The organism is Stenotrophomonas sp. GW821-FHT02D01 (assembly GCF_059421765.1).
This window is the reverse complement of record NZ_JBWKVP010000008.1, coordinates 80,373-100,298: the sequence shown is the minus strand read 5'-3', so window position 1 is coordinate 100,298 and position 19,926 is coordinate 80,373. Positions and strand designations below refer to the sequence as shown.

Here is a 19,926-nt window from a genome sequence, read left to right as displayed (position 1 = left end):
GGCTCACTCGCCGTCCACCTTGGCCAGCTTCATCACCCACTTCGGCACTTCCGGCTCGCCGGCGTAGAACGCCTTGGGCTTGTTTTCGGCCATCGCCCAGCGGTGCAGCCAGCTCGGTCCATAGCGACCGCTGTAGCCCTCGGCGCCGCGTGCATAGGCGGGGTCGCGCACCGCCTCCTGCAGTGACACGAAGCGATAGCCACGACGCTTGGTGGCCGCCACCAGCTCGGCGAAGGTCGCTGCATTGAGTTCGTTGGCATGCATCAGCCACACCTGCGGCAGCGCATATCCCAGCAGCGCCTGGGACTGCTTCTCGTAGTAATCCACCTTGTTCAGCATGTACGGCACATAGCCCTTGCGCAGGCTCGCCAGCGTCGCCTCGCGCTGGGGTGAATCGGGCTGCTCGTTCATCACGTTGGCATAGGCGAAGGCCCACACCCACTCACCGTTGTCGACCGTCACCGGTGCCACGCGGTAGCCATGCTGCTTGAAGAACACGTCCATGGCCACACGGTCTTCCGGCGTACGGCCCGCACGCAGGTAAGGGTGGCGCATCCATTGCGGCGTCTGCCCACGCTCGGCCAGCAGCGGTCGCAGCACCTGCTCGCCGCGCAGGAAGTCCTGCTGGAATGCCGCTACGCCTTTGGCGTTGAGGTCCATGTGCGACCAGGTGTGGTTGCCGAGTTCGTAGCCGGCATCCAACCAGTCGCGCAGCATCTGCACGCGCGCCGGCTGCACCCGGCCATCCACTTCCAGCTTGTTTTCGTTGACGAAGCCCACCACCGGCACATCGGCTTGGTGCAGCTGGGCCATCAGTGCGGCATGCCGCGCCTGCAGATCGACCGGGACGATCTCATCCAGGCGCGCCCACGGCAGATCGTCGATGGTCACCGCGATGCGGCGATCGACCTCGGCAGCATGGACGGTGAGTGACAACAACAGCAACGGCAACGCACGCAGGAACAGACGCATCGGTACATCCATGGGATGAGGATGCAGCGACTGTAACGCGATTGGGCCTTGCCGCCGAGTGTGGACCCGGTCGCAGCGCCAGAGCGGGTCAGTCGGCGATGTACTGCGGCGGCACGTGGTCGGTCAACCAGACACCATTGGCCGAGCGGTGGAATACATGCCCGTCGGCATGCATGCGCCCGGCGTGCACGCTGAGGATCACCGGCGCACCGCGGCGGGCACCCACCTGGTGGGCCGTCTCGCGGTCCAGCGACAGATGCACGTGCTGGCGCTCGCCTGGACGCAGACCCTGCTCGCGGATTGCCCCGACGAAGCGCGACACAGTGCCGTGGTACAGCCACGGCGGCGGCTCGACCGGCACCAGTCCGAGATCGACCGTGATCGAATGCCCCTGGTTCGCACGGATACGCTGGCCATCATCGCTCAGTGCAAAGCGCTGCTTGCTGCAGGTCGCCACGATGTCCTGCAGTCCGCCACGATCAAGCACCTGCCCGTGTGCATGCAGCTTCTGCAGCAGTTCGTCGACATCGGCCCAACCCTGTGCGTCCAGGACCAGCCCGATCTTGTCGGGCTCATGGCGCAGTACCAGGCTGAGGAATTTGCTGACGCGCGTGAATGAATTTTCCGTTTTCATCCGTATAGCGTGCCGCAGAAGCGCCGGTGGATGCCAGTCAGCGGCCCGCGCTGGCGTCAGAACCGGGTCAGCTGCGAGGTGGTGCGCCACAGCCACAGGCCAACCACCATCGCAGCCATCAGCAGTCCGCACAGGATGATGGCCAGCGCATCAGGTGCGTGCGGCGGCGTCAGGTCGGCCTTGGCGAAGATCTGCAACAGCCATCGCCGCATCGAGGACGGGAGCGAATGTCCGTCTGGTGTCAGGTCTGTCATGCATGCTGCAGGCAGCGCAGTGGTGATGCCCTTCCAGGCTTGGTCATACAGTCGCAGCATCGCGCTGGCCAGCAACAGCGCCGCCGCGTGCAGGGCCAGCAATCCCCACGCACTGCGGCGTAACCGTGCATCAACATGACGCAGCAAGTGCACGCTGACCGTCAGCGTGCCCAGCAGGGCAAGCAACAGCGTGGCCATTGGCAACCAACACAGCGGCTGCCAGCCATCCAACGCACCGGCACGCGCCAGCAGGTGCTCGGCGACCTGCATCCGGGCGGTTGGATCGGGTCCACCGCAGGCCAGCGTCAGTGGCTCCAGCAGCAGGTCCATGCGGTGGTGGAAGTAGCCTGCGGCCAGCCCAACCGACAGCAACGCCACCACATGCAGCAGGAACAGCATCAGGCCGGCGCCGAAGAAGCGCCCGAGGCGGGCAGTGAAGGCGGTCATCGATGTATCCCCAGCGAGTGACGCGCATGCTAGCCAAGCCAACCGCCGCTGTCGGCTGGCAGATACGACACGACCTTGGAGGATGCGCGATCATGTCCACTCCTTCAGGAGAGTTGGCGATGGTAGGGCTGTATCTACTCGTGCGTACCCTGCTGCCGGTTCTGCTTGGCGGGCTGGTTGCGATGCTCGGCGCACGCGTGATCAATGCGCGGCTGGCCCGCCTTCCGCCGCGCGTGATTGCGCTGCCGGATGAGAGCCTGCTGCCCAGCCCCGCTGCACAGCGACGCTATCGCCGCATGCGTCGGCGCAGACCGGGCCTGCAGCGCTTCACCCAGCCGCCCAAGGTGCCGCGCAGCTGGGTCCTGCTCGCAGCAATGGCGTTCATCGGCACGGTGGGCCTGACCGTCTACCTGATGCCCGATGGCCCCCGCTTCCAGGTGCTGGTCGAGAGCACCTTGGGATATCCCTCCACCGTTATCGAGGTCCGCGCGCCCCTGCAGCAGCAGCTGCACCTGCTGGACGCCTGCGCACCTGTGCTGCATCGCACTGCCCGCCCCATCACCATGCGCTACCGCAGAGCCCGTACCGGCAATCCGGTCGAGGTGCACGGAGTGCTGCCGGTGCAGGTGCGGCACCGCGGCACGCTGCTGCAGGTGGCCACGGCGCAGCCGGTGGATGCGGCCCTGCTGCGCGATGCCCTGTACAAGTGCAGCGCATTGTCCAACGTTGCGCTGACGATACAGCCGCGCATCGTCGCGCCATGGCGGGAATGGGGTTGGCAGCCGTGGCCGGGGCGCAGCAGCCAGTAAGGCTTCAACCGCGTGGCAGTTTCGCCGCCCACATGTTGTCCACCAGGTTCGGGTAACGGCGCCCGTTCTCCTCTGCCCGCTGCCGCGCCGCCGCCTTCTGCACCTCCGTCAGCGGCTGCGTCTTCTGGCCCTTCGGGTTGGGCTTCTTCCAGGGCGGCGTGCGGGCAGTGGGCATGTGCGGATGATGCCGTAGTCGGTGTTTACTTCTTCAGGAATTCCAGCAACGCCAGATTGAAGTCATCGGCGTGGCTGGTATTGCAGCCATGCGGTGCATTCTTCAGCACCACCACCTCACTGCCGGCGATGGCCGCGTGCGTGCGCTTGCCTGAACCTTCGAACGGCACCGTCGCATCGCTGTCACCGTGCAGCACCAGCGTCGGTACGGTCACCTTCTTCAGGTCCGCACGGAAATCGGTGGTGGCGAACGCCTTCATGCACCCCAGCGCAGCGGTCTGGTCAGATTGATGGGCAAGCGCGATGGCGGCCTGGCGCTCGTCCTCGGTGACCATCAGCTTGCCGTCGGCACTGAAGAAATCGCGGGTAAAGCCGTCGAAGAACGACTCCCGGTCCTTCTCCAGCCCCAGGCGCATCTCATCCGCCTTTTCCTGGGTCAGCGGCCCTTCGGGATTGTCCGCGCCCTTCAACAGGTACGGCGGCACGGCCGCAGCGAACACCACGCTGTGCAGGCGGTCTTCACCATGGTTGGCGATGTAGCGCGCCACTTCGCCACCGCCCATCGAGAAGCCGACCAGGGTGACATCGCGCAGATCGCGTTCGTCGATCAGACCGGCCAGGTCAGCGGCCAGGGTGTCGTACTCGTAGCCATCGGCGGGCTTGTCCGAGCGGCCGAAGCCCCGACGGTCGTAACTGATCACGCGATAACCGGCATCGCGCAGCAGCGGTACCTGCGCCTTCCAGGATTCGGCAGACAGCGGCCAGCCATGGATCAGGACGACCGGGCGGCCGGTGCCGCCGGTGTCTTCAATGTGCAGTCGGACGGAGGAGGTAGCCATGGGAACTCCCGGGTGAAAGAGGAGCCCAGCCTAGGCAATCGCACCGGAGGCGCCCGTGATGGATCCGGATCAGGCCATGACATCGCGTACACGGCACCGGCCAGCCGGCACATCGGTTCGCACCCGCATGGACGGCATTGGTCGGGTCCTGCGCCGGTTTCGTCACGCCCCGCTTACCGTGCGCCATCGCCCATGCCAGTCTGCGCCGGTCCTCAATGGAGCCACGCCATGCTGCTCGCCCTGCCCCTGCTCGCCGCCGCCGTCGCCGGCACCTCCCCCGCCAGCGACACCCTACGCGAGCAGATCCGCGCGGCCGACACGCAGCTGTTCCCCGTGGCCTTCGATGCCTGCGATGCCGACAGGGCCGCCGCGATGACCACCGAAGACATGGAGTTCTTCCATGACAAGGACGGCAAGTCCGCCAACAGCCGCGAGGACTTCCGCCGCAGCGTGGCCACCCTGTGCGACAACGCGCGCAAGGGGGGCTGGCACCTGCGGCGCGAACTGGTGGAGAGCTCACTGCAGGTCTTTCCGCTGCAGGACGATCGCGCCCTGGAAATGGGCGATCACCGCTTCCATGAGCGCGGCGCCGATGGCGTTGAACGCTGGACCGGCCAGGCCCGTTTCATCCAGGTCTGGCGCCGCGTGGATGGCCGATGGCAGGCCGAGCGGGTGATCAGTTACGACCACCGCCCGGCAGACAAATAAACATCACCGCCGCAGCGCCCACTCAGTCGCGCAGGTTGCTGGCGCGCGTCAGCATCCAGCAGCCGTAGCGGCGCGCGAAGGTATAGGAGTCGCGCTCGGCGTCGCTGCCGAAGGTCACGCGCTGCCCGTTGTCATCGATCGCTTCGATGCGTGTGGGCGCGTTGTAGGTGCCGGCGCGCATGTGCTCCAGCGCGGCCGGATCGCGGCTGACCGGTGAAGGCACGAACAGATTGAACGCGGCCAGGTAGCGGTAGCTGAAACGTTTCAACCGCGCGGCACCCTGCTCCAGCACGATGTGCGTGGGCGCCAGCCCCTCGTGGTCGTCACGCACTGTGTGCATCGGCACCTCGTACTCCAGTGGGTCGGAGGTGTAGCGCAGGCGCACCCGGTCATCGGCCGGGTCGGCGAAGCGTTGCAGGAAATGGGTGAAGTCCTGCGAAGGGCAAGCGGGATCGTCCGCCGCCACGGGCGTGTCAGCCACCGCAATACCTGCGCAGGCCCACAGCCCCACGCCCAGCAATAACCGCGCAGCCGCCTGCCCCCGTATCCGGTTTGTCTCCCCGCGCACCACCTTCTCCCTCCATCCCATTGCAGCCGGGCGCCATCCCCTGCGCCCGGGGCCACAGGCTAGCAACAAAGCGGTTACCGGCGCAGCCCGCGACCGTTTTACACTGGCCACATCCGGCCACACGGTAGCGGCCACATGGAGCCCCCAATGACCCCTGATGATTCCCTGCACCAGCAGATCCGCCAGAACGTAGCCGCACTGGACGAGAAGCATGGCCGTGCGTTCGACGCTACCAGCGAGAACGTGGCCGCCAGCCTGGCCGTCAAAGCCCGCGAACAGGGTCTGGAACGCGCCGACCACGTGGTGGTGAGCAACGCCACGGCCAACCTCCCGGCCGGGCACAACATCTTCGTGGTGCAGGGCGACCCGGCCAACCCGGCGCACCTGCGGGCGATGCTGCCGACCGCCGTGGCCGCGCAGACGCCGGCCGAGCAGTCACTGCAGAAGCTGGGGCTGGGCGGGCAGCAGCCGGTGCAGGCCGAGCAACAGACGCTGGATGCACAGGCGCAGGATCAGCAGCAGAACCCTGCGCATCGCATGGGGTGATGGGGCGGTGGCCGGATTGGCGGCCGCGCGTTACACCATGCGCGGCCCGGCCTGTTCCTGTACCTGCCGTTGTTGGATCTCGTCCTGCGTGCGGACCTGCGCGGACTGCGCCAGTTGCTCTGCACGTTCAAACGATGCTTCCGCGGGTGTCTGCGCGGCAAGCGCCGTGTCCATGCTGGCGCGCACGTGGGCCGGGTCGCTGCGCTCGCCCTGCACGATGAAGATCTTCTGCGCGGCATCAGCCTCCTGCGTGCGCTCGCTCAGCAGCACGTGGTCGACCTGGGTCATGCCATTGGATTTGGCCAAGGCGTAGAGGCTGGCACCGATGTTCGCACTGGTGACATCGAACGATCGCCCCCTTTCGGCGTCCAGCTTCGCCACCCCCTCGTTGATCTGCGACAGCAGCGGATCGTCGCTGTGGTTGGGCGCGTTCTCTGACAGCATCTTCTGCTTCCAGTCGCGCTCCGGCATCGGGTTGTAGTGCTCGGTGTTCAGCTCGCTGTCCGGGAACGGCGGCTTTATGCTCTGCACCTCGGGCAGATTGAACAGCACCTTCATCTCGCCTTCGTAGTCCTTGTCGGCGCCCATCCACGTCTGGCGATGAATGCTGGCATGGTTCATCGCTGCCCATGCAAAATCGGTGCAGCTGTGGGTGATGCCGTTGTACTTCATGTCGAAGCCATGGGCGGCGGGAGCGGCGGCAAACTCCTGCACCTTCTCGTACTGCTCTTTGGTGATCTCGATCGTGCGGGAGTAGTAGGGATCCAGATACTGCTCGCTGTCATGGTTGCTCACGCCACCTCGAACGGCCCCCAACTGCTTAGCCCACTCGCTGATGGGCGGGCCACTCGAATCCGGCTGCAAGCCATAGCTGATGGCCGTTGTACCGTGCTCGAGCTGCACGTACATGTGCCCAGTCATCGAGCTTCCGCCGTCCTTCAGCGGTGTACCCGGAGCAGCCAGGTAAACAGTCAACGTGTATCGATCGTCCTTGTTCATCACTTCGACCTCGGTCCATATCCAAGCAACAGTTCAACATTCAATCCCTGAAGATCAGGTCGATCCGAGGGCAGCTCGATGAGTAAACGATAGCGACCTGATTCCACCCGCGATGCCTCCGCGATCCGGACCACACCGTAGACCCTTCGCTCATCGACAAGGCCTGCACTCCGTACTGCACCTTGCGCCACGCTGCTTACCGTAGTGAAAGGAACCGCGCCATCGGGACCAACTGACAGCTCCGTACGGCGGTCGCGCGAGGTGTAGTTGAGAGGGGTTTCAACCGTCGAATCGCCATCAAGCCGTTGTAGATGCACAAGGGTCGCGAAGGGTCGAACATCGATCCGGCTCTGCTGGGCAAGCATGGCCTTCGCGTCTATCCCCCACACGCGCAGACCCAGCATCAGATCGGGAACGGTGCCCGGCCCAGCCAGTGGCAGATCGAACTCCATGTCTACCACCTTGCCCGCCTTGTCCAATGCAATTGGGCGCGTCAACGGCACCACCGTGCGCGCGGCCGCTTCCTCCGCGGTCAGCAGCTTGGGTGCGGGCTCGGAGGGCGTGGCTGTGCAACCCAGCAGCGCGAGCAGCAGCATGGCTACGCAAGGCACACGGGCGCGTGGCAAAGAGGCATTCGGCATTGCGGCATCCATGGTCAGGTCGGCATTCCATAGCAGCCTGTCCCACGGCGGGGGCAGGCTGATGGGCGCATCTTCGCATGTACCTGTGAAAGCACCTGTAGGACAAATCTGAACGACGACCGCAAGTGCGGCTTTCTCGTCCGTCGCCACAAACAGCAAGGGGCAGAGCACGTTGCCCTGCCCCTTGGGCGCTACATCATTGGTTCCTTACAGCTGAATCCGCGCCACGCTCTCTTCCGAGCCCTTGGCATCCTTCTCGCCGTTCTTGATGCTCACGTACAGCACGTTGTTCTTGGCATCCAGCGCCAGGCTGTTCGGGTGCGTCGGCACGGCGTAGGTGGCCACCTTCTGGTAGCTGTCGCTGTTGTACGCGGTCACCGTACCGGCTTCGCGGTTGGTCACGTACAGGCGCTTGCGCGGTGCATCCAGCAGGATGCCCAGCGGGCCGGCGTCGGTCGGGATGCTGGCCAGTTCCTTGCCATTGCTGCGGTCGAGCACCAGCACGCGCTGGCCCGGGTGCTTGCTGACCAGCCCGCTGCTCTTGGCCTGGTAGCCACGCAGCATTTCCGAGCCCTGGTCGGTCACGAACAGGCGCTTGCCTGCCGGGTCCAGCGCGATGTTCATCGGCTGCTCGGCGGCGATCTTGTGCTGGGCTTCCACCTTGTTGGAGTCGGTGCCGACCACCACCAGATCGGCCAGCAGATTGCTGGTGTACACGCGCTTGTTGGCGGCATCCAGCGCCAGGCCCGGCGCCTTGGCGTTGCCCAGGCCCGGAATGGTGTTGATCACCTTCAGGGTGTTGGTATCGATCACGAACAGCACGCTGCTCACATCCGGCTGGCTGCTGTGGCCGGTCACGTACAGGCGGTTGGCGGCACTGTCGACCACCAGCTCGCGCAGGTCGTGGGTGTAGGCGGCCTTGCCGTCCTTGCCGGTCTTCTTCTCCATCAGCTGCACGGTGCCGATGGCCTTGTTCTGTGCGGTGTCGACCACGGTTACCGACAGGTCCACGGTGTTGCCCACGTACAGGCGGTCGTGGGCGTCATCCAGCACCACGCCGAACGCCTTGCGCTCCAGCGGGATGCGGGTTTCCACGGCCAACGTGGTCGGGTTCAGGCGCAGCACCTGGGCCGGGCCGGCGTTGTCACCGAAGCCACCGGACGAGGCAACGAACACGGCGTTCTGCTTGGGGCTGTAAGCCAGCTCGTACAGGCCCTGTGCGATGGCCTGGCGCTGCACGGCGGTGGCGGGGCTGGCGGCGGCGGCGGCTTCAGCGGCGAAGGCGGTCGGAGCACCGAGGCTCAGCGACACGGCGACGGCCAGTGCGGCCGAACGGAAAAGGGAATTGCGGATCATGCGAGCGTCCTTCAATGGGCACGGAGGGTGTCCTGGCTCGCGGGGCCGTTCTTCGACGGCCCGGCCCTGCATCTGTCTGTGCGGGGTGGGCTGGCTGGGTAGCGCGGGAATGGTAGCAGTTCTCAATTGTCGATGCGCCAATCGGTCTCGGCCACAGTATGAGGACGAGAGACTGCTCGTTGGCATCTCCGCTCCCCCGCAAATATACAGGCTAAAGAACTTGGCTAAGTCGCCGATTGCCACAGTGGGCAATCCACGCTTCGGAGCTCAATTGGAAATCAGGACACGCGCAAAAATCTACACTGGGCTACTGCTGGCTGCTGCAATCAGCTACGTCGCATGGTCATCGTTAACGATGTACACGCCTTTGGTCACCAGTGAAGTGGGCCAAGCGTCGCTGAAGGAGATGCGTGACTACAGCAATGAGCTGGCAGAGCGAATGCAAAAGACACGCGCTGAGCACAATCTGCCCTTCATTGGCGAACAGCAGCTTACGATTGATCACATTTCAGGCATCAATCATCTGGCGGCCGACGCAGCACGGGCGAGGCAGAGATACTTCGACCATGAGCACACCTACGTCTGGAAGCACATCCTCGATGACATCGAGAACTACGTCCAGCATCTAGGCGGATTCGGATCTTCAGACCCGAATGATGCAGGAATGCGCCTTCAGGAACTGAACTCCGCGCTACTGCAAGTCTTGACCAATCGCGATAGGGCGGTGAAGACGATGGAGGGAACCATGCGAATCTTCAGCATTCATATTGGCGAAGCCAAAGGCTCGCTGTATACCGACATCCATATGACGAAGACCTTGCTGGATGCCGGCGTGAACGAACATCTTCTTCTGACGACACAATCAAGCGCACCGCCATTCGAGGATATCGTCCGCTTGCAGAATGCGGAGTGGGCAGTGTTCGAGCTGCATCAACAGTTGGGCCGCGACTACGAGCAAGCCAATCGAGTCCCCACTGCGATTCGCCTGTTGATCGGGCGTTGATGAGACAGCGAGTACAGCCGACCACGCAACCGTTGGCGCGCATCACTGCTCCTTCAACCGCAGCGAATCCGCCACATCGGTCTGTGCCGCCACCTCCGTAGCGATGCTCGCGCGGCGATGCCCCGGGTCATCGCGGTCGCCCTGCACGATGAAGATGCTCTCCGCCTCGTGGCTGCTCTTGGTAGGCCGGCTGAGCAGCACGTGGTCCACGCGCGAGAGGTTGTTCTGCTTGGCCAGCACCAGCAGGCTGGCGCTGATGCGCTGGCTGGTGTCGTCGAAGGTGCGCCCGTGTGCAGCGTCCAGCTCGGCCACCTTCTGGATCAGCTGCGCGAACAGCCGGTGGTCCGGGTGCGAGGGGTCCAGCAGCGTGCCGGCCACTTCCATCGGGCTGGGCGGCGGCTCGTGGCTTGGGCGGCCGCCTTCGCGGTGCAGCTCGGCCTCGCGTTCGGGCATCGGGTGGTGCTGTTCGCCATTCAGTTCACTGGCCGGGAACGGCGCCGCAATGCACTGGACTTCCGGCAGGTTGAACAGCACCGCGAACTCGCCCAGGTTGCTGCCGCCGTCCAGCGGTGCCGGCTGCGAATGCAGGCCGGCATAGTGCAGCGCGGCCCAGACAAAATCGCTGCAGCGGTTGATGGTGGCCGGGCGATCGACATCGAAGCCGAACTCGGCCGGCTCCTCGGCGAAATCGCGCAGGCAGCCGTAGTGTTCCTCGCTGATTTCCAGGGTGCGGCTGTAGTACGGGTCGCGGTGCTCGTCGGCATCGTCGTGCACGACTTCGGCGTACTGCGCACCAGCGGGGTTCTCACCGGGCGTCAGGCGCGGCGGCGCGAAGCCGTAGCTGTGCGCCTCCTCACCTGTGACGGTCTGGAAATACATGTGGCCGCGCGGCGAGCTGCCACCACTGTTCAGCGGGGTGCCCGGTGCGGCCAGAAAGAGGGTCACCGTGTAGCGTGTTGCTTGCTCCATGCCTGCTCAGCCTTGTTGGGTACTGCGGTCCTGGCCGGATGATCGCATAGGTGGGTTCGCGGGCAGGTGGAGAGCTTGGGCCGGAGTGGCGGTGGCTTGCTGAATGTGTGAACCAGCGTGCAGTACCAGCGCCCCGGAAGCTCGCGGGTGGAGTGGCTTGGGATGCCGCCGTATAGTGGCTGGAACGCTGCAATGGACTTGCTGATGGGTACCCCAACCTCTGGCGCTTCGGCTCGATTGCGCCCGGCCCCTATCTCACTGGATCGGTCGCTCCGACTGCGTTTAATGTCGTATCTGGCCCGAGCCGGGGTAGCCGTCGGGCCATTGGCGTTGATCACTCTATCCTCGGCATGCGCGCCCGTATCAGACACGCCTGCTGGCGAGACCCGCCCCTCTGCTTCGGCGAGCCGCCCCGCCGATATCTCAATGTCGGAGCTTCAGAGGAGACTCCTCGCCTACGCCGATTCGCTCAAGTCGCGAGCTGACATCAGCCCTGAGAAGTTCGGCGCAGCAATCGGTGTATCCCTGGTGCCGGACGAGAAGGTCAGCATCAGGAGCGTCGCCAAAGACCTGGTGATAACAGAAGGCTTCAATTACGCAGCCTCATACTTCTCTGTTGAATCTCCGCGTGATTACCCCCGGCATTCCGTCGTCTTCTACCAGCTTGGGAAACCTTCAGTAACTGAAGCTCCTGGCGACGTTTGCTATTGGGATGCGGATAGCGCGGGGCAGGCCTTGGAACGATTGGGCTACAAGGGCCGAGGGGAATCGCCGTTCAAGAGAGGCGGAATCAGGCATTTTTGGCGTCCTATCGGCGCGGGCAAGAAAGGCATGAGTACCAGCCTTCTGACATACCGCATCAATGACAGTGCCGGACTCCGAACGTGTGTGTATGAGATCAGGTTTTCAGGAGGTGACATGTGAAAGGAATCGAAGCAAGTATCGAACCGCTGCTGAGCGATTTGAAAGCTGACAAGCGGCTGCCAGAAGGCGCAGAGGAAGCAATTCGCCGCACCATCGCCGATTCGCCCTATCTCAACCATCTTTTGGCAAACGCGGCCAAGGATGGTCAGGTCGGCCGGATCTCCGTGTCCTATGGCCACCACAACGGAGGTCACTTCCAAGACGCAACCCCGGGAAGTCCTCCGACCATCTTCATCAGCGCGTCGAATTTCAAGAATTCGTTAGGTGTCGAACTTGAAGAACGTCTGACCGAAGTACTCGGGCACGAGGCCATGCATGGCATCCTCGCAAAGGAACGCGGAGCAGCCCTCGAGGAATTCAAGGGCTCCTATGCTACAGAGCTTGATGCTGCCCACGCCTCTCGATCAGGCACCGTCAACCTGACCGATCCAGTGAAGAAGTATCTCGACAAGGGCCGCCAGGACGAGGCGCTGGCAGAGGTTTCCGGCCTGCGCGCGCTGGACAGTCGTCTGAGAAACTTGAACCCGACGTTGGATGAGGCTGCGCTTGAGGCACTGCTTGCGGATCGCTCTGGGTCACGCTGCGCCGCCGACGACGGGAGACTTGCAGAAGGGATCTCGTATGAAGCACTCGCCCATCGCCCCAACAAGGATGGTGTGCAACTGACGAAGGCCGTCGAGCAGTGCTTCTACGATGGCAGCGGCACGCTGGGAAGGCATGGCGATTCGGACTATCGGAACTACTACGGCACCTACCCGTTATCTGTGATCGGGGCGAGTCACGCCTTCCTTGCAGAGGGCCGCCAACCACCCTCCATCCGCATCGATCTTCACGAGTTGGGCTTGAAACCCCAACAGCTTGAGCGCAATGGCCTCAACCTTGGCAGCGCCAAAGTCCTTCCGATTGGCGACTTTGGAAAGGACGGGCTGGGCTGGGTTGAACTGAAGAACACGGGTAGTGCACTTACCACGCCCCCACCGACGCAGGGCGTTGCAGGTACGCAGTCGTCGCCGGCCCACACGCTCAATTCTGCCGACCAAGCTCTGCTGGAACAGATCCGCGGCAAGGTAGAGGCCCTGGACAAAGCAAACGGCCGCGCCTTTGACGAGACCAGCGAGCGCATGTCCGCCAGTCTGCTGGCAAGCGCCAAGGGTGCAGGCATCACCCGGGCCGATCATGTGGTGTTGAGCAGACAGACGGCGAACTCGCCGGCAGCGCAGAACATCTTTGTCGTGCAGGGTGAGATGTCCGATCCGGCGGCACTGCGCACGCATATAGCGACGGCGGAAGCCGCGCAGCGGCCCGTGCAGGAGAGCTTGAACCAGGTTGAGGCGATTGGTCAGCGCCAGGCGCATGAGCAGGCGACAGAGATGCAGCGTGCGCAGGAGCAGCGGGTCTCGCCGCTTTCCATGTAGTTCGCGCCTGCGCCGAAGTCGCTCTACCCTGTCGAGGCTTCCGTTTCCGCGGTTCGGAGCTTCTCGTGGTCGAGGAGAAGGCAGTCTGCGTATGGACCAACCAGTTTCAGCACGGCCTTACGCACCGGCGGCTGGCCGGTCAGAATGGCAAGTTGTTGTCCACACTCCATCGCCAGATTATTGCTGATCCGGATGACGTTCAGCGCCAGAATCTCCGGAAACCCTTCACGACTTCGGTCCAGCGCATGCGTTCCTGCATGAACGAATGAGTTCAATGCTCCCCAACCATACTCCTTCATTTGAAGCAGATGCGGAATCAGGTTGCTCACTGCGGGCACGGAAGCCAGTGCCTCGATCATTTTGGAGAGCATCGGCAGGTGTCGCTCTGAAGCACCAGCTACTGGCGGCTGGGACAGCAAAGCCAGCTGCTCGTCGGAAGCACAATGGAGGATCCAGACGCTTCGCGTGAACGCCTCGTACTGGCAACGAAGCATGGCAGCGGCAGAAGGCGCCAAGCCAGCTTCCATCAGCAACCGCATTGCCGCTGCGTGTTCAAGGCTCAGCAAAGCGGCATCGCGTGATACCGAGACCTTTACCGAGCCATCGGCCACAGGGTGATCTACAACGGAGAGCATCGCCTGCAGAAGCAATGCAGATCGGTTAAGCAGGGTTTCCATCATGATGATCCCTCAATCATCGTGCTACGGCCAGACGATCACTAAGGTTCCCGACCAGCTCCAGCACTAGCCCATCTGCATGCCGCCAGCGGTCTGCGCCGCCGCCTCACGCTGCAGCGTTTCTTGCCGGGCCTGCTCGGACACTCGCGTGTCGATCTGCTGACTACGGGCCAGCCCCTCCTCAAGGCTTTGTTGAGACTGGTTCAGATCCACCATGGCCCTGAAGCCAGGCGTCGTGCCCATCACGAAGATTTTCTCTTCCTGCAGCACCACATCGCGCAGTTGTTGCGGCTGGTGAATGCCGTTCTCCCGCGCAGCAACCATCGCTGACATCACCTGCGCATCGCTCACCTTCTCAGGCAAGTCAGATCGCATGCGGTCAAACAGTTGCTGCGATTCCGGCGACAGTGCAGCCAATCGCTCGCGCGGCGGTTGTTCTCCCTCCACCTCGGTCAACAGCTTCTGCAACGTGCTCTGCTTCTTTGGAAGCGGGTTCTCATGGGTCGAGTTGAGCTTGCTGTCGGGGAATGGCTTGGGAATGCTCTTCAGCGCGTCGATGTTCGGAAGCACCTTCATCGTCCCTTCGAAGCCGGGATCGGGCTTTTCGAGCTTGGGACGCAAACCGGCTTGACCCAGCCCGGTCCATACGTAGTCAACGCAGCTGTTCGAGAAGCCGTTGTAGTTGAGTTTGAAGTTGTCCTGATTGCGGTTGACGCCAGCCTCGCCATACGCCTTCAACTTCTCGTACTGGTCCTTGGTGATCTCGAGCGTGTATGAAAATCGAGGGTTCTCGTAGGTCTCGAACTCGCCTTTGACCACATGCCCCGGCCCGGTAATCCCCGTCTTTATCGGTGAGAACCCATACCCGTCTTTCTTGTCTCCATCGGCAACCATGAAGTAGGCATGGCCTGCTGAAGATGAGTGGGTCGTGCCATCCTTGCCTGCGACAGGTGTTCCCGGTGCCGCGAGGTAGACCGTAACGGTGTAAGGCCCCTTCTTGCTGTCCTGAGATGCGGCTGCACTATTTGATTGACTGTCCATAGTCCTATTTCACGTTGTAGTTGGCGACGAGAAGCTCGATGTTGAGATGTTCAACTTCCGGGTTGCCCTGAAGATTGGTCACTTCCAACCGGTACTTCCCAGGCGTCAGATCCCCCGAATCGGCACGGGCCACCTCGTATTCCCGGTAGGCCAGTGACATATCGTACTTTCCTGCGTTGACCAAGCTATTCGAATCCGCGCCGACGGTATTCCTGTATTCGAATACATCGTCCTTGGCCGGTTGATATCGGCTGCCTGACCCAACGGCAGGCAGATCGTGATTCAATACATGCAGCACTAGGGGGGTCTCGGTGTCCCCATCCAGCTTCCACAGCTGCACCTTCAGGGGAATCCGGGCATCCTCAAGGAAGTCGACATCTCCCGGTTTCATGTCCGGGCGATTGGCTGGCCCACCGGTACGGAAGCCGATCAGGAACGTGCGAGGTTCGGGGTCTTTCTCCCAGGGCGGCGGCAATTCAAAGCGCGCCTCTACCGTTGCACCTGCGTGGACCAGGTCCATCGGCTTGGCGACGGGGAAACCATCGCCATACATCTGGGGTGCGTGGGTGCCACAGCCACCCATAAGCAGGGGCAGCAGTACCATCCATGGCCTCAGCAGGTGTCGCATCCGTTCCTCACATTCGGGCACTTACTCGTCGCAAGTTTATACACCGCCCCGGGCGGCGGGACATGAACTGGCTTCACACAACCCAGCGGTGGAGTGGGAATGTCCTGTGGCGTAGCCATACGCGGGCGAGTCCTGAAGGCATAAGGCACGGGCGGTGGAGGCACTATGCTAGGCAGATGCCCAGCTCTCACACTTTCAAGATCATGGCCGCTCGCGTCGTCATGGCAGCCGCCGTCCTTGCCTTGGCCGGTTGCGCTTCGACGCCGCGCGAGCCCGCTCCAGCCCCCTCGTCGTCAGGACGACCGACTGCATCTACCACGCTCTACATCGAGCCTGGCGACAACCCCGATCTTCCGGCGCTCACTCTGCCAAAGGCGCTCAACTCCCCGGCCCCGCACGTTCCACCAGATGCAGCGCCTGTACGGGAGCCGGCAGAGACGATCTTGGTGGTGGACATCGGCACCCAAGGGGAAGTGCGCAACGTGATGGTTGCGCGGTCATCGCATACGCGCGAGCTTGATCGTGTGGCGCTGGATGCGCTTCGACAGTGGCGCTTCGAGCCTGTCGAGCACGACGGACTGGCTGTCGCAGTGCGTGCGCGGGTCCACGTAATATTTGAGGTGCGTTCGCGTTGATTCCCAACGCATGAGATGCCCTAGGCTCATCCTCTCCTGATCTTGAGAGGATGACCATGACAAGTATCGACCCCGAATGGCTGGAAGCCTTCGACAGGGAACTGCGCTACCTGTTTGCCATAGACCACCGCGATGCCGGCATGGATGCGTACCTGCTGGGCTGCTACGCCGACCTGCCGCCGCGCGAGGCGGCGCTGGCGTTCGGCAATGACTACGATCTGGAGCGCGATGATGCGTTGTGGCCGCGACAAGCTTACGAGCGGCACATCTGAGTGGTGACGCTTTCGCCCCACTCCCTGCCCCGCATCTCTGAACGATTTGTCGCGATTGGAACGGTGTCACGCACCGAACCGTGCGTTGTGACGCGAATGCACGCGACACCTTAACTTCCGCCGAAACCGCCGCCCCGCAATCGATTCGCCGCGTGGTGACCATGCGACAATGCCGTAAGCGTCAGCACTTGCGGCCTCAGCGGCCTGCGACTTCTTGGCATTTGGCATCCGCGCGGGTACACCTTGGCGTGCCACCGGAAAAGGGTGGCGCGGGTGTCGAAAACCCGTTCTGTAGCGATGTGTTTACGCTTGCCAGCCGGCGTCACCTTTGCGTGGCGCCGGCTGGCAATCCGTTCGCGTTCCATGGCGGGCGGTGCGTGGGGGTCTTCGGACCCACCGGCTTCGCTACAGACCGGTTTTCGAGCCACGCATCGTCCGCCACCTCTATCGGTGGCGCTGCTGTCTGTCCTGTACGGAGCATTGCCATGAACACATCGGATTTCCGTTCCCTGCACGCGCAGTACGATCCGGACAACACCGACGCCGAGCGCGAATCGTCCGTCGATCCCAACGCTTTTGTCGCCACGCTGCATCGCATCGGTACCGGTGCGGCGGCGGACGGCCAGCCTTGGCCGGAGCGGCATCAGCTGCCTGGACGGTGTCTTGAACTGGCGGACGCGGATTGCGCGTTGGCCGGGCTGCGTGTGGTGCAGGAGGTGATGCTGGCGGCGGAGCGCACGCGGCAGAACGGTGCGCCCGAGGAGTACCTGGGGGACCGGGTGATGGAGGGGCTGATGATGGCGTGCGTGGGGCTGACTGCGCAGGTGATTGAGCGGTTGCGGGTGCGGGAGTAACCCGGATGGGCTCGGCCATCTGCCGCCAGGCTCCGGGCTGCTGATGCGTAGTCGCGGCCCGCTCGCCTTGCTGTCCATCACCTATTTGCAGAGCTTCCAATGAGGCTTGTGATCTATGGCGTTGTCCTGCTGACGATACTGCGTGCGGTGATCGCCAACTGGTTTGTGCCCAGGCTGGGCTGAACCTGTGGACGCTGCGAAAGGTGTCTGATGCCGAGTTCGCCGTCATGCGCGAGGATGCCGTGCGGCTGGTACGCGGGGGCGTGGTGCGGGGCGCGCGGTACTCGGGGGATAGGCACTTCGAGATCAGTTGCCATGCGAAGCCTGTAATGCCGGTGGACAACTCGATGGAGCGGCTTGTGATTGTGCTGTTTGCGGATAGGTGGATTGACGTTCCGTGCGCTGTGCCGCTGATGTTGCATTGGAGTGGGCGGATTTTGGCGGAGCGAGAGTGTGCGTAGCGCACGTCGGTTTTCAGCCATCAACAACACGAGGCCCGCATTAAGCGAATCCCCTCGAAACGGCGCACCTGAATGCTTCTTGAAGTTTCTCAAGTCGAAATCCACGAGGCGCAAAATCAGACGCTATTGCCGCCCACTCAACAATACTGGCCTCGCCTTCACTGAGCGCACCCTCAACTTCATTCCAAACTTGGAGACGCTTCCAAGTTCCGTCCTTCCAAAGCTCTCTCGCCTGATCCTTCCAAGGGCGCCGTGCACGCCGATCAATGGCCGCGGGAACGGCCCACGCAAGCAGTGCCGGAGAGAGATTGATAGTACTCTCCTTTACACGAACCCAGCACGCCTCCCGCTTCACCCACTCGGTTACAAGCCGGTTGCGCACCTGTTCTTCCGGGATTTCCATTAGTAACGGGAGCAACTTGCGCGCAACGCGCATCGCCTCTTCAACGAAGGTCTTTGGAGCTCGCTGACTCTTCCAGACCTCATTATAATTTGGCTGCAAGCCGACATCACACATTCTTGCACTGATCAATGCGAGTGTGTAGGAGGTCAACGGTCTTACGATAGACCCTGGATACCAGTCCTGCCCAGGAATGGCTGCGTCGATTGCACGCGTTAGAATCGCGCGACCGACCAAGCGCTGAAAGTATCTTTCATCAAACAGTGCCGGATCCTTAGCCCATGCCTGCATAACGGATTTTCCAAAATGCCCGATGTTCTTTTGGGCACCTTGACTTACATAATGCGGGCTACCCTCGAAGGTAGAGTCAAATCGAGCAACGTCCGTCTTTGTAAGGACCTGCTTCTTTGGATTCAAAATTTGCCAGAACTTCGCCTCAAGGGGTTTCTTTCTCTTCAACTCAACCTTATAGCTGCCTGCGGTGCGCTCGAAGTACCAGTATGTATTCCCCTCATTCGGAGCACCCGGCGGCGCGAGAGTCTGGCGAGAAATGGACTCAATTCGCTTGAAGTACGCGTGGCCAGCAAATAGATCAGACGCTGAAACTGCGTTCTGAGCATTTGCAAAGCGTGCAATATTATGAACAGAATCCTCAAATCCATCCTCAGGAAGCTGAGAAAGTTTCATCTGGACTCTTACTCTCGAAAGGTCCACTCCAGCCTTGCTTGCCCAGTACAGAGACGCAGTCGTCTGGCCCCCGTTAACGATCTGAAGGCCTTGAACAGAAGAGACCTCTAAGGCCCCATCGACCAAACGACTCGACAAAGCCGACACCGTTACAGTCAGACCATTGTTGTAAGCGAAGAACATTCCTGGCTCAACCTTCAAGGTCTCACGAATGCCCTTATTGACCTTTCGAGTGTCTCCAAGGAAGGCTCGAACGTTCTGCTCCAGGATCCTGCCACCAAAGCGATCATAAAGGCTAGCAAGGATGGAGCCAGGCAGAATACACATGTACGACTCGTACCGTGCCTCGTCGTCCATACCCGCCTTTAGAGCTGGAATGCCTTGGCCGTACTCAGAGGGGAAGTCGATCACGATTTCCTCTCGCCCACTCGTCGAGGCGTCCATACGAGCAAGCCTTGCGACATCCCAGAGATGCAACTCGACCTTCTGGGGCCCCAAGGATAAATCAGGCATCCGCCCAATCGATGCACCCAATGGCCTATCAGATATCAAGTAGATGCAAGCTTTCGTCATTTCTCCATTTGTCGTAAAAGAGAAAATCTCATTGCATACGGCATGAGCTGCATGACTTTCATCCCAAGAATTTGCGAGAGCTTCGTGCGCGCTTCCCTCCAAAAACTTAAACGCAGCTGTGACCGCTCGTCGTGCCTCATCAGTGAGAATTGGCTCCGGCACATCTTCGCCGGAGAATATTGCCACTACGAGATTCAGAACGCCGTCAACTGGGGAAAAACTATAAGCATCCAATTGAACGGCAGAACCACGGGACATTTTTCCCGAGACCCTGCAGACGTTGTACTCAGTAAATTCCTCTCCGACTTCTAAAATCGCGCAAGCGCGATCTACGAATCTCGTGGCGGAATATCCCATGCCAGCGGCCTGCTCAGCACCGATCTCGCCGAGAAGGGCCGCGCGAAATGAGGTCACATCTTCATCCATGGCCATTTCCTTCA

23 protein-coding genes are annotated in these 19,926 nt (G+C 62.1%); 9 read left to right on the top strand and 14 right to left on the bottom strand.

Annotation, left to right across the window (positions count from 1 at the left end):
* Positions 1-3 precede the first annotated feature (3 nt).
* From AC07UW_RS15855 to AC07UW_RS15845, 3 genes are all read right to left on the bottom strand, one after another.
* Entirely contained in the window at positions 4-972 is a 969-nt protein-coding gene (locus tag AC07UW_RS15855; protein ID WP_336024296.1) for a polysaccharide deacetylase family protein, read from the bottom strand.
* An 88-nt stretch (positions 973-1,060) separates the two neighbouring features.
* Complete coding sequence (locus tag AC07UW_RS15850) at positions 1,061-1,606, bottom strand: RNA 2'-phosphotransferase (protein WP_336024294.1); 546 nt, start codon at positions 1,604-1,606, stop codon at positions 1,061-1,063.
* A 56-nt stretch (positions 1,607-1,662) separates the two neighbouring features.
* A complete protein-coding gene (locus AC07UW_RS15845; protein WP_336024292.1) occupies positions 1,663-2,307 on the bottom strand; it encodes a hypothetical protein in 645 nt (214 codons plus the stop codon).
* Positions 2,308-2,399: 92 nt separating this feature from the next.
* On the opposite strand from AC07UW_RS15845, the gene AC07UW_RS15840 reads away from it, so the two are divergent.
* Positions 2,400-3,116 carry a hypothetical protein gene (locus AC07UW_RS15840; protein ID WP_495212404.1) on the top strand — a complete coding sequence of 239 codons (717 nt, stop codon included), beginning with the start codon at positions 2,400-2,402 and terminating at the stop codon, positions 3,114-3,116.
* 4 nt (positions 3,117-3,120) lie between these two features.
* Here the strand turns inward: AC07UW_RS15840 and AC07UW_RS15835 are convergent, their stop codons facing one another.
* Both AC07UW_RS15835 and AC07UW_RS15830 read right to left on the bottom strand, forming a co-directional pair.
* Positions 3,121-3,291, bottom strand: coding sequence for a hypothetical protein (locus tag AC07UW_RS15835; RefSeq protein WP_495212403.1), 171 nt, complete (start codon positions 3,289-3,291; stop codon positions 3,121-3,123).
* 25 nt (positions 3,292-3,316) lie between these two features.
* On the bottom strand, positions 3,317-4,129 hold the full coding sequence (locus AC07UW_RS15830; protein ID WP_495212402.1) for an alpha/beta fold hydrolase: 813 nt from the start codon (positions 4,127-4,129) through the stop codon (positions 3,317-3,319).
* A gap of 228 nt (positions 4,130-4,357) precedes the next feature.
* On the opposite strand from AC07UW_RS15830, the gene AC07UW_RS15825 reads away from it, so the two are divergent.
* Positions 4,358-4,837, top strand: a complete 480-nt coding sequence (locus AC07UW_RS15825) for a DUF4440 domain-containing protein (RefSeq protein WP_495212401.1) — start codon at positions 4,358-4,360, stop codon at positions 4,835-4,837.
* A 22-nt stretch (positions 4,838-4,859) separates the two neighbouring features.
* Here the strand turns inward: AC07UW_RS15825 and AC07UW_RS15820 are convergent, their stop codons facing one another.
* Complete coding sequence (locus AC07UW_RS15820) at positions 4,860-5,318, bottom strand: hypothetical protein (protein ID WP_495212400.1); 459 nt, start codon at positions 5,316-5,318, stop codon at positions 4,860-4,862.
* Positions 5,319-5,552: 234 nt separating this feature from the next.
* Here AC07UW_RS15820 and AC07UW_RS15815 point away from each other — a divergent pair, with 234 nt between their 5' ends.
* Positions 5,553-5,951 carry an XVIPCD domain-containing protein gene (locus AC07UW_RS15815; RefSeq protein ID WP_223483326.1) on the top strand — a complete coding sequence of 133 codons (399 nt, stop codon included), beginning with the start codon at positions 5,553-5,555 and terminating at the stop codon, positions 5,949-5,951.
* Between the two features lie 30 nt (positions 5,952-5,981).
* Here the strand turns inward: AC07UW_RS15815 and AC07UW_RS15810 are convergent, their stop codons facing one another.
* From AC07UW_RS15810 to AC07UW_RS15800, 3 genes are all read right to left on the bottom strand, one after another.
* Positions 5,982-6,746, bottom strand: a complete 765-nt coding sequence (locus AC07UW_RS15810; protein WP_495212399.1) for an XVIPCD domain-containing protein — start codon at positions 6,744-6,746, stop codon at positions 5,982-5,984.
* Between the two features lie 203 nt (positions 6,747-6,949).
* Positions 6,950-7,750 (bottom strand): hypothetical protein, encoded by an 801-nt coding sequence (locus AC07UW_RS15805; protein WP_495212398.1) that lies wholly within the window; start codon positions 7,748-7,750, stop codon positions 6,950-6,952.
* Between the two features lie 48 nt (positions 7,751-7,798).
* Positions 7,799-8,947 (bottom strand): YncE family protein, encoded by a 1,149-nt coding sequence (locus AC07UW_RS15800; protein ID WP_495212397.1) that lies wholly within the window; start codon positions 8,945-8,947, stop codon positions 7,799-7,801.
* A gap of 220 nt (positions 8,948-9,167) precedes the next feature.
* Here AC07UW_RS15800 and AC07UW_RS15795 point away from each other — a divergent pair, with 220 nt between their 5' ends.
* A complete protein-coding gene (locus tag AC07UW_RS15795) occupies positions 9,168-9,950 on the top strand; it encodes a hypothetical protein (protein WP_495212396.1) in 783 nt (260 codons plus the stop codon).
* A 42-nt stretch (positions 9,951-9,992) separates the two neighbouring features.
* On the opposite strand, the gene AC07UW_RS15790 is transcribed toward AC07UW_RS15795, so the two are convergent.
* The gene (locus tag AC07UW_RS15790; RefSeq protein WP_495212395.1) at positions 9,993-10,919 is read right to left on the bottom strand and encodes an XVIPCD domain-containing protein; all 927 of its coding nucleotides are present in this window, start codon (positions 10,917-10,919) and stop codon (positions 9,993-9,995) included.
* 426 nt (positions 10,920-11,345) lie between these two features.
* Between AC07UW_RS15790 and AC07UW_RS15785 the strand changes: the two genes are divergently transcribed.
* Together AC07UW_RS15785 and AC07UW_RS15780 are read left to right on the top strand one after the other, a co-directional pair.
* Positions 11,346-11,843, top strand: coding sequence for a hypothetical protein (locus tag AC07UW_RS15785; protein WP_495212394.1), 498 nt, complete (start codon positions 11,346-11,348; stop codon positions 11,841-11,843).
* Positions 11,840-13,258: an XVIPCD domain-containing protein gene (locus AC07UW_RS15780; RefSeq protein ID WP_495212393.1), complete on the top strand. Its 1,419-nt coding sequence runs from the start codon at positions 11,840-11,842 to the stop codon at positions 13,256-13,258. The genes AC07UW_RS15785 and AC07UW_RS15780 overlap by 4 nt, the downstream gene beginning before the upstream one ends.
* A gap of 23 nt (positions 13,259-13,281) precedes the next feature.
* Here the strand turns inward: AC07UW_RS15780 and AC07UW_RS15775 are convergent, their stop codons facing one another.
* The 3 genes from AC07UW_RS15775 to AC07UW_RS15765 form a co-directional block, all read right to left on the bottom strand.
* Positions 13,282-13,935 carry a DUF6988 family protein gene (locus tag AC07UW_RS15775; RefSeq protein WP_495212392.1) on the bottom strand — a complete coding sequence of 218 codons (654 nt, stop codon included), beginning with the start codon at positions 13,933-13,935 and terminating at the stop codon, positions 13,282-13,284.
* 66 nt (positions 13,936-14,001) lie between these two features.
* Positions 14,002-14,976 (bottom strand): lytic enzyme, encoded by a 975-nt coding sequence (locus tag AC07UW_RS15770; RefSeq protein ID WP_495212391.1) that lies wholly within the window; start codon positions 14,974-14,976, stop codon positions 14,002-14,004.
* Positions 14,977-14,980: 4 nt separating this feature from the next.
* Positions 14,981-15,580 carry a hypothetical protein gene (locus AC07UW_RS15765; RefSeq protein ID WP_495212390.1) on the bottom strand — a complete coding sequence of 200 codons (600 nt, stop codon included), beginning with the start codon at positions 15,578-15,580 and terminating at the stop codon, positions 14,981-14,983.
* 2 nt (positions 15,581-15,582) lie between these two features.
* Between AC07UW_RS15765 and AC07UW_RS15760 the strand changes: the two genes are divergently transcribed.
* The 3 genes from AC07UW_RS15760 (at position 15,583) to AC07UW_RS15750 (ending at position 17,365) form a co-directional block, all read left to right on the top strand.
* Complete coding sequence (locus AC07UW_RS15760; protein ID WP_495212389.1) at positions 15,583-16,239, top strand: energy transducer TonB; 657 nt, start codon at positions 15,583-15,585, stop codon at positions 16,237-16,239.
* A 56-nt stretch (positions 16,240-16,295) separates the two neighbouring features.
* Entirely contained in the window at positions 16,296-16,511 is a 216-nt protein-coding gene (locus AC07UW_RS15755; protein ID WP_495212388.1) for a hypothetical protein, read from the top strand.
* Positions 16,512-16,996: 485 nt separating this feature from the next.
* Positions 16,997-17,365, top strand: a complete 369-nt coding sequence (locus AC07UW_RS15750; RefSeq protein WP_495212387.1) for a hypothetical protein — start codon at positions 16,997-16,999, stop codon at positions 17,363-17,365.
* A gap of 501 nt (positions 17,366-17,866) precedes the next feature.
* Here AC07UW_RS15750 and AC07UW_RS15745 read toward each other — a convergent pair.
* Positions 17,867-19,912 (bottom strand): AIPR family protein, encoded by a 2,046-nt coding sequence (locus tag AC07UW_RS15745; protein WP_495212386.1) that lies wholly within the window; start codon positions 19,910-19,912, stop codon positions 17,867-17,869.
* Between the last annotated feature and the right edge of the window lie 14 nt (positions 19,913-19,926).

Coding starts and splice junctions, on each gene's coding strand:
- AC07UW_RS15855 (WP_336024296.1), bottom strand. CDS start 972: ATGCGTCTGTTCCTGCGTGCGTTGCCGTTGCTGTTGTTGTCACTCACC.
- AC07UW_RS15850 (WP_336024294.1), bottom strand. CDS start 1,606: ATGAAAACGGAAAATTCATTCACGCGCGTCAGCAAATTCCTCAGCCTG.
- AC07UW_RS15845 (WP_336024292.1), bottom strand. CDS start 2,307: ATGACCGCCTTCACTGCCCGCCTCGGGCGCTTCTTCGGCGCCGGCCTG.
- AC07UW_RS15840 (WP_495212404.1), top strand. CDS start 2,400: ATGTCCACTCCTTCAGGAGAGTTGGCGATGGTAGGGCTGTATCTACTC.
- AC07UW_RS15835 (WP_495212403.1), bottom strand. CDS start 3,291: ATGCCCACTGCCCGCACGCCGCCCTGGAAGAAGCCCAACCCGAAGGGC.
- AC07UW_RS15830 (WP_495212402.1), bottom strand. CDS start 4,129: ATGGCTACCTCCTCCGTCCGACTGCACATTGAAGACACCGGCGGCACC.
- AC07UW_RS15825 (WP_495212401.1), top strand. CDS start 4,358: ATGCTGCTCGCCCTGCCCCTGCTCGCCGCCGCCGTCGCCGGCACCTCC.
- AC07UW_RS15815 (WP_223483326.1), top strand. CDS start 5,553: ATGACCCCTGATGATTCCCTGCACCAGCAGATCCGCCAGAACGTAGCC.
- AC07UW_RS15800 (WP_495212397.1), bottom strand. CDS start 8,947: ATGATCCGCAATTCCCTTTTCCGTTCGGCCGCACTGGCCGTCGCCGTG.
- AC07UW_RS15790 (WP_495212395.1), bottom strand. CDS start 10,919: ATGGAGCAAGCAACACGCTACACGGTGACCCTCTTTCTGGCCGCACCG.
- AC07UW_RS15785 (WP_495212394.1), top strand. CDS start 11,346: ATGTCGGAGCTTCAGAGGAGACTCCTCGCCTACGCCGATTCGCTCAAG.
- AC07UW_RS15775 (WP_495212392.1), bottom strand. CDS start 13,935: ATGGAAACCCTGCTTAACCGATCTGCATTGCTTCTGCAGGCGATGCTC.
- AC07UW_RS15770 (WP_495212391.1), bottom strand. CDS start 14,976: ATGGACAGTCAATCAAATAGTGCAGCCGCATCTCAGGACAGCAAGAAG.
- AC07UW_RS15765 (WP_495212390.1), bottom strand. CDS start 15,580: ATGGTACTGCTGCCCCTGCTTATGGGTGGCTGTGGCACCCACGCACCC.
- AC07UW_RS15760 (WP_495212389.1), top strand. CDS start 15,583: ATGGCCTCAGCAGGTGTCGCATCCGTTCCTCACATTCGGGCACTTACT.
- AC07UW_RS15755 (WP_495212388.1), top strand. CDS start 16,296: ATGACAAGTATCGACCCCGAATGGCTGGAAGCCTTCGACAGGGAACTG.
- AC07UW_RS15750 (WP_495212387.1), top strand. CDS start 16,997: ATGAACACATCGGATTTCCGTTCCCTGCACGCGCAGTACGATCCGGAC.
- AC07UW_RS15745 (WP_495212386.1), bottom strand. CDS start 19,912: ATGGATGAAGATGTGACCTCATTTCGCGCGGCCCTTCTCGGCGAGATC.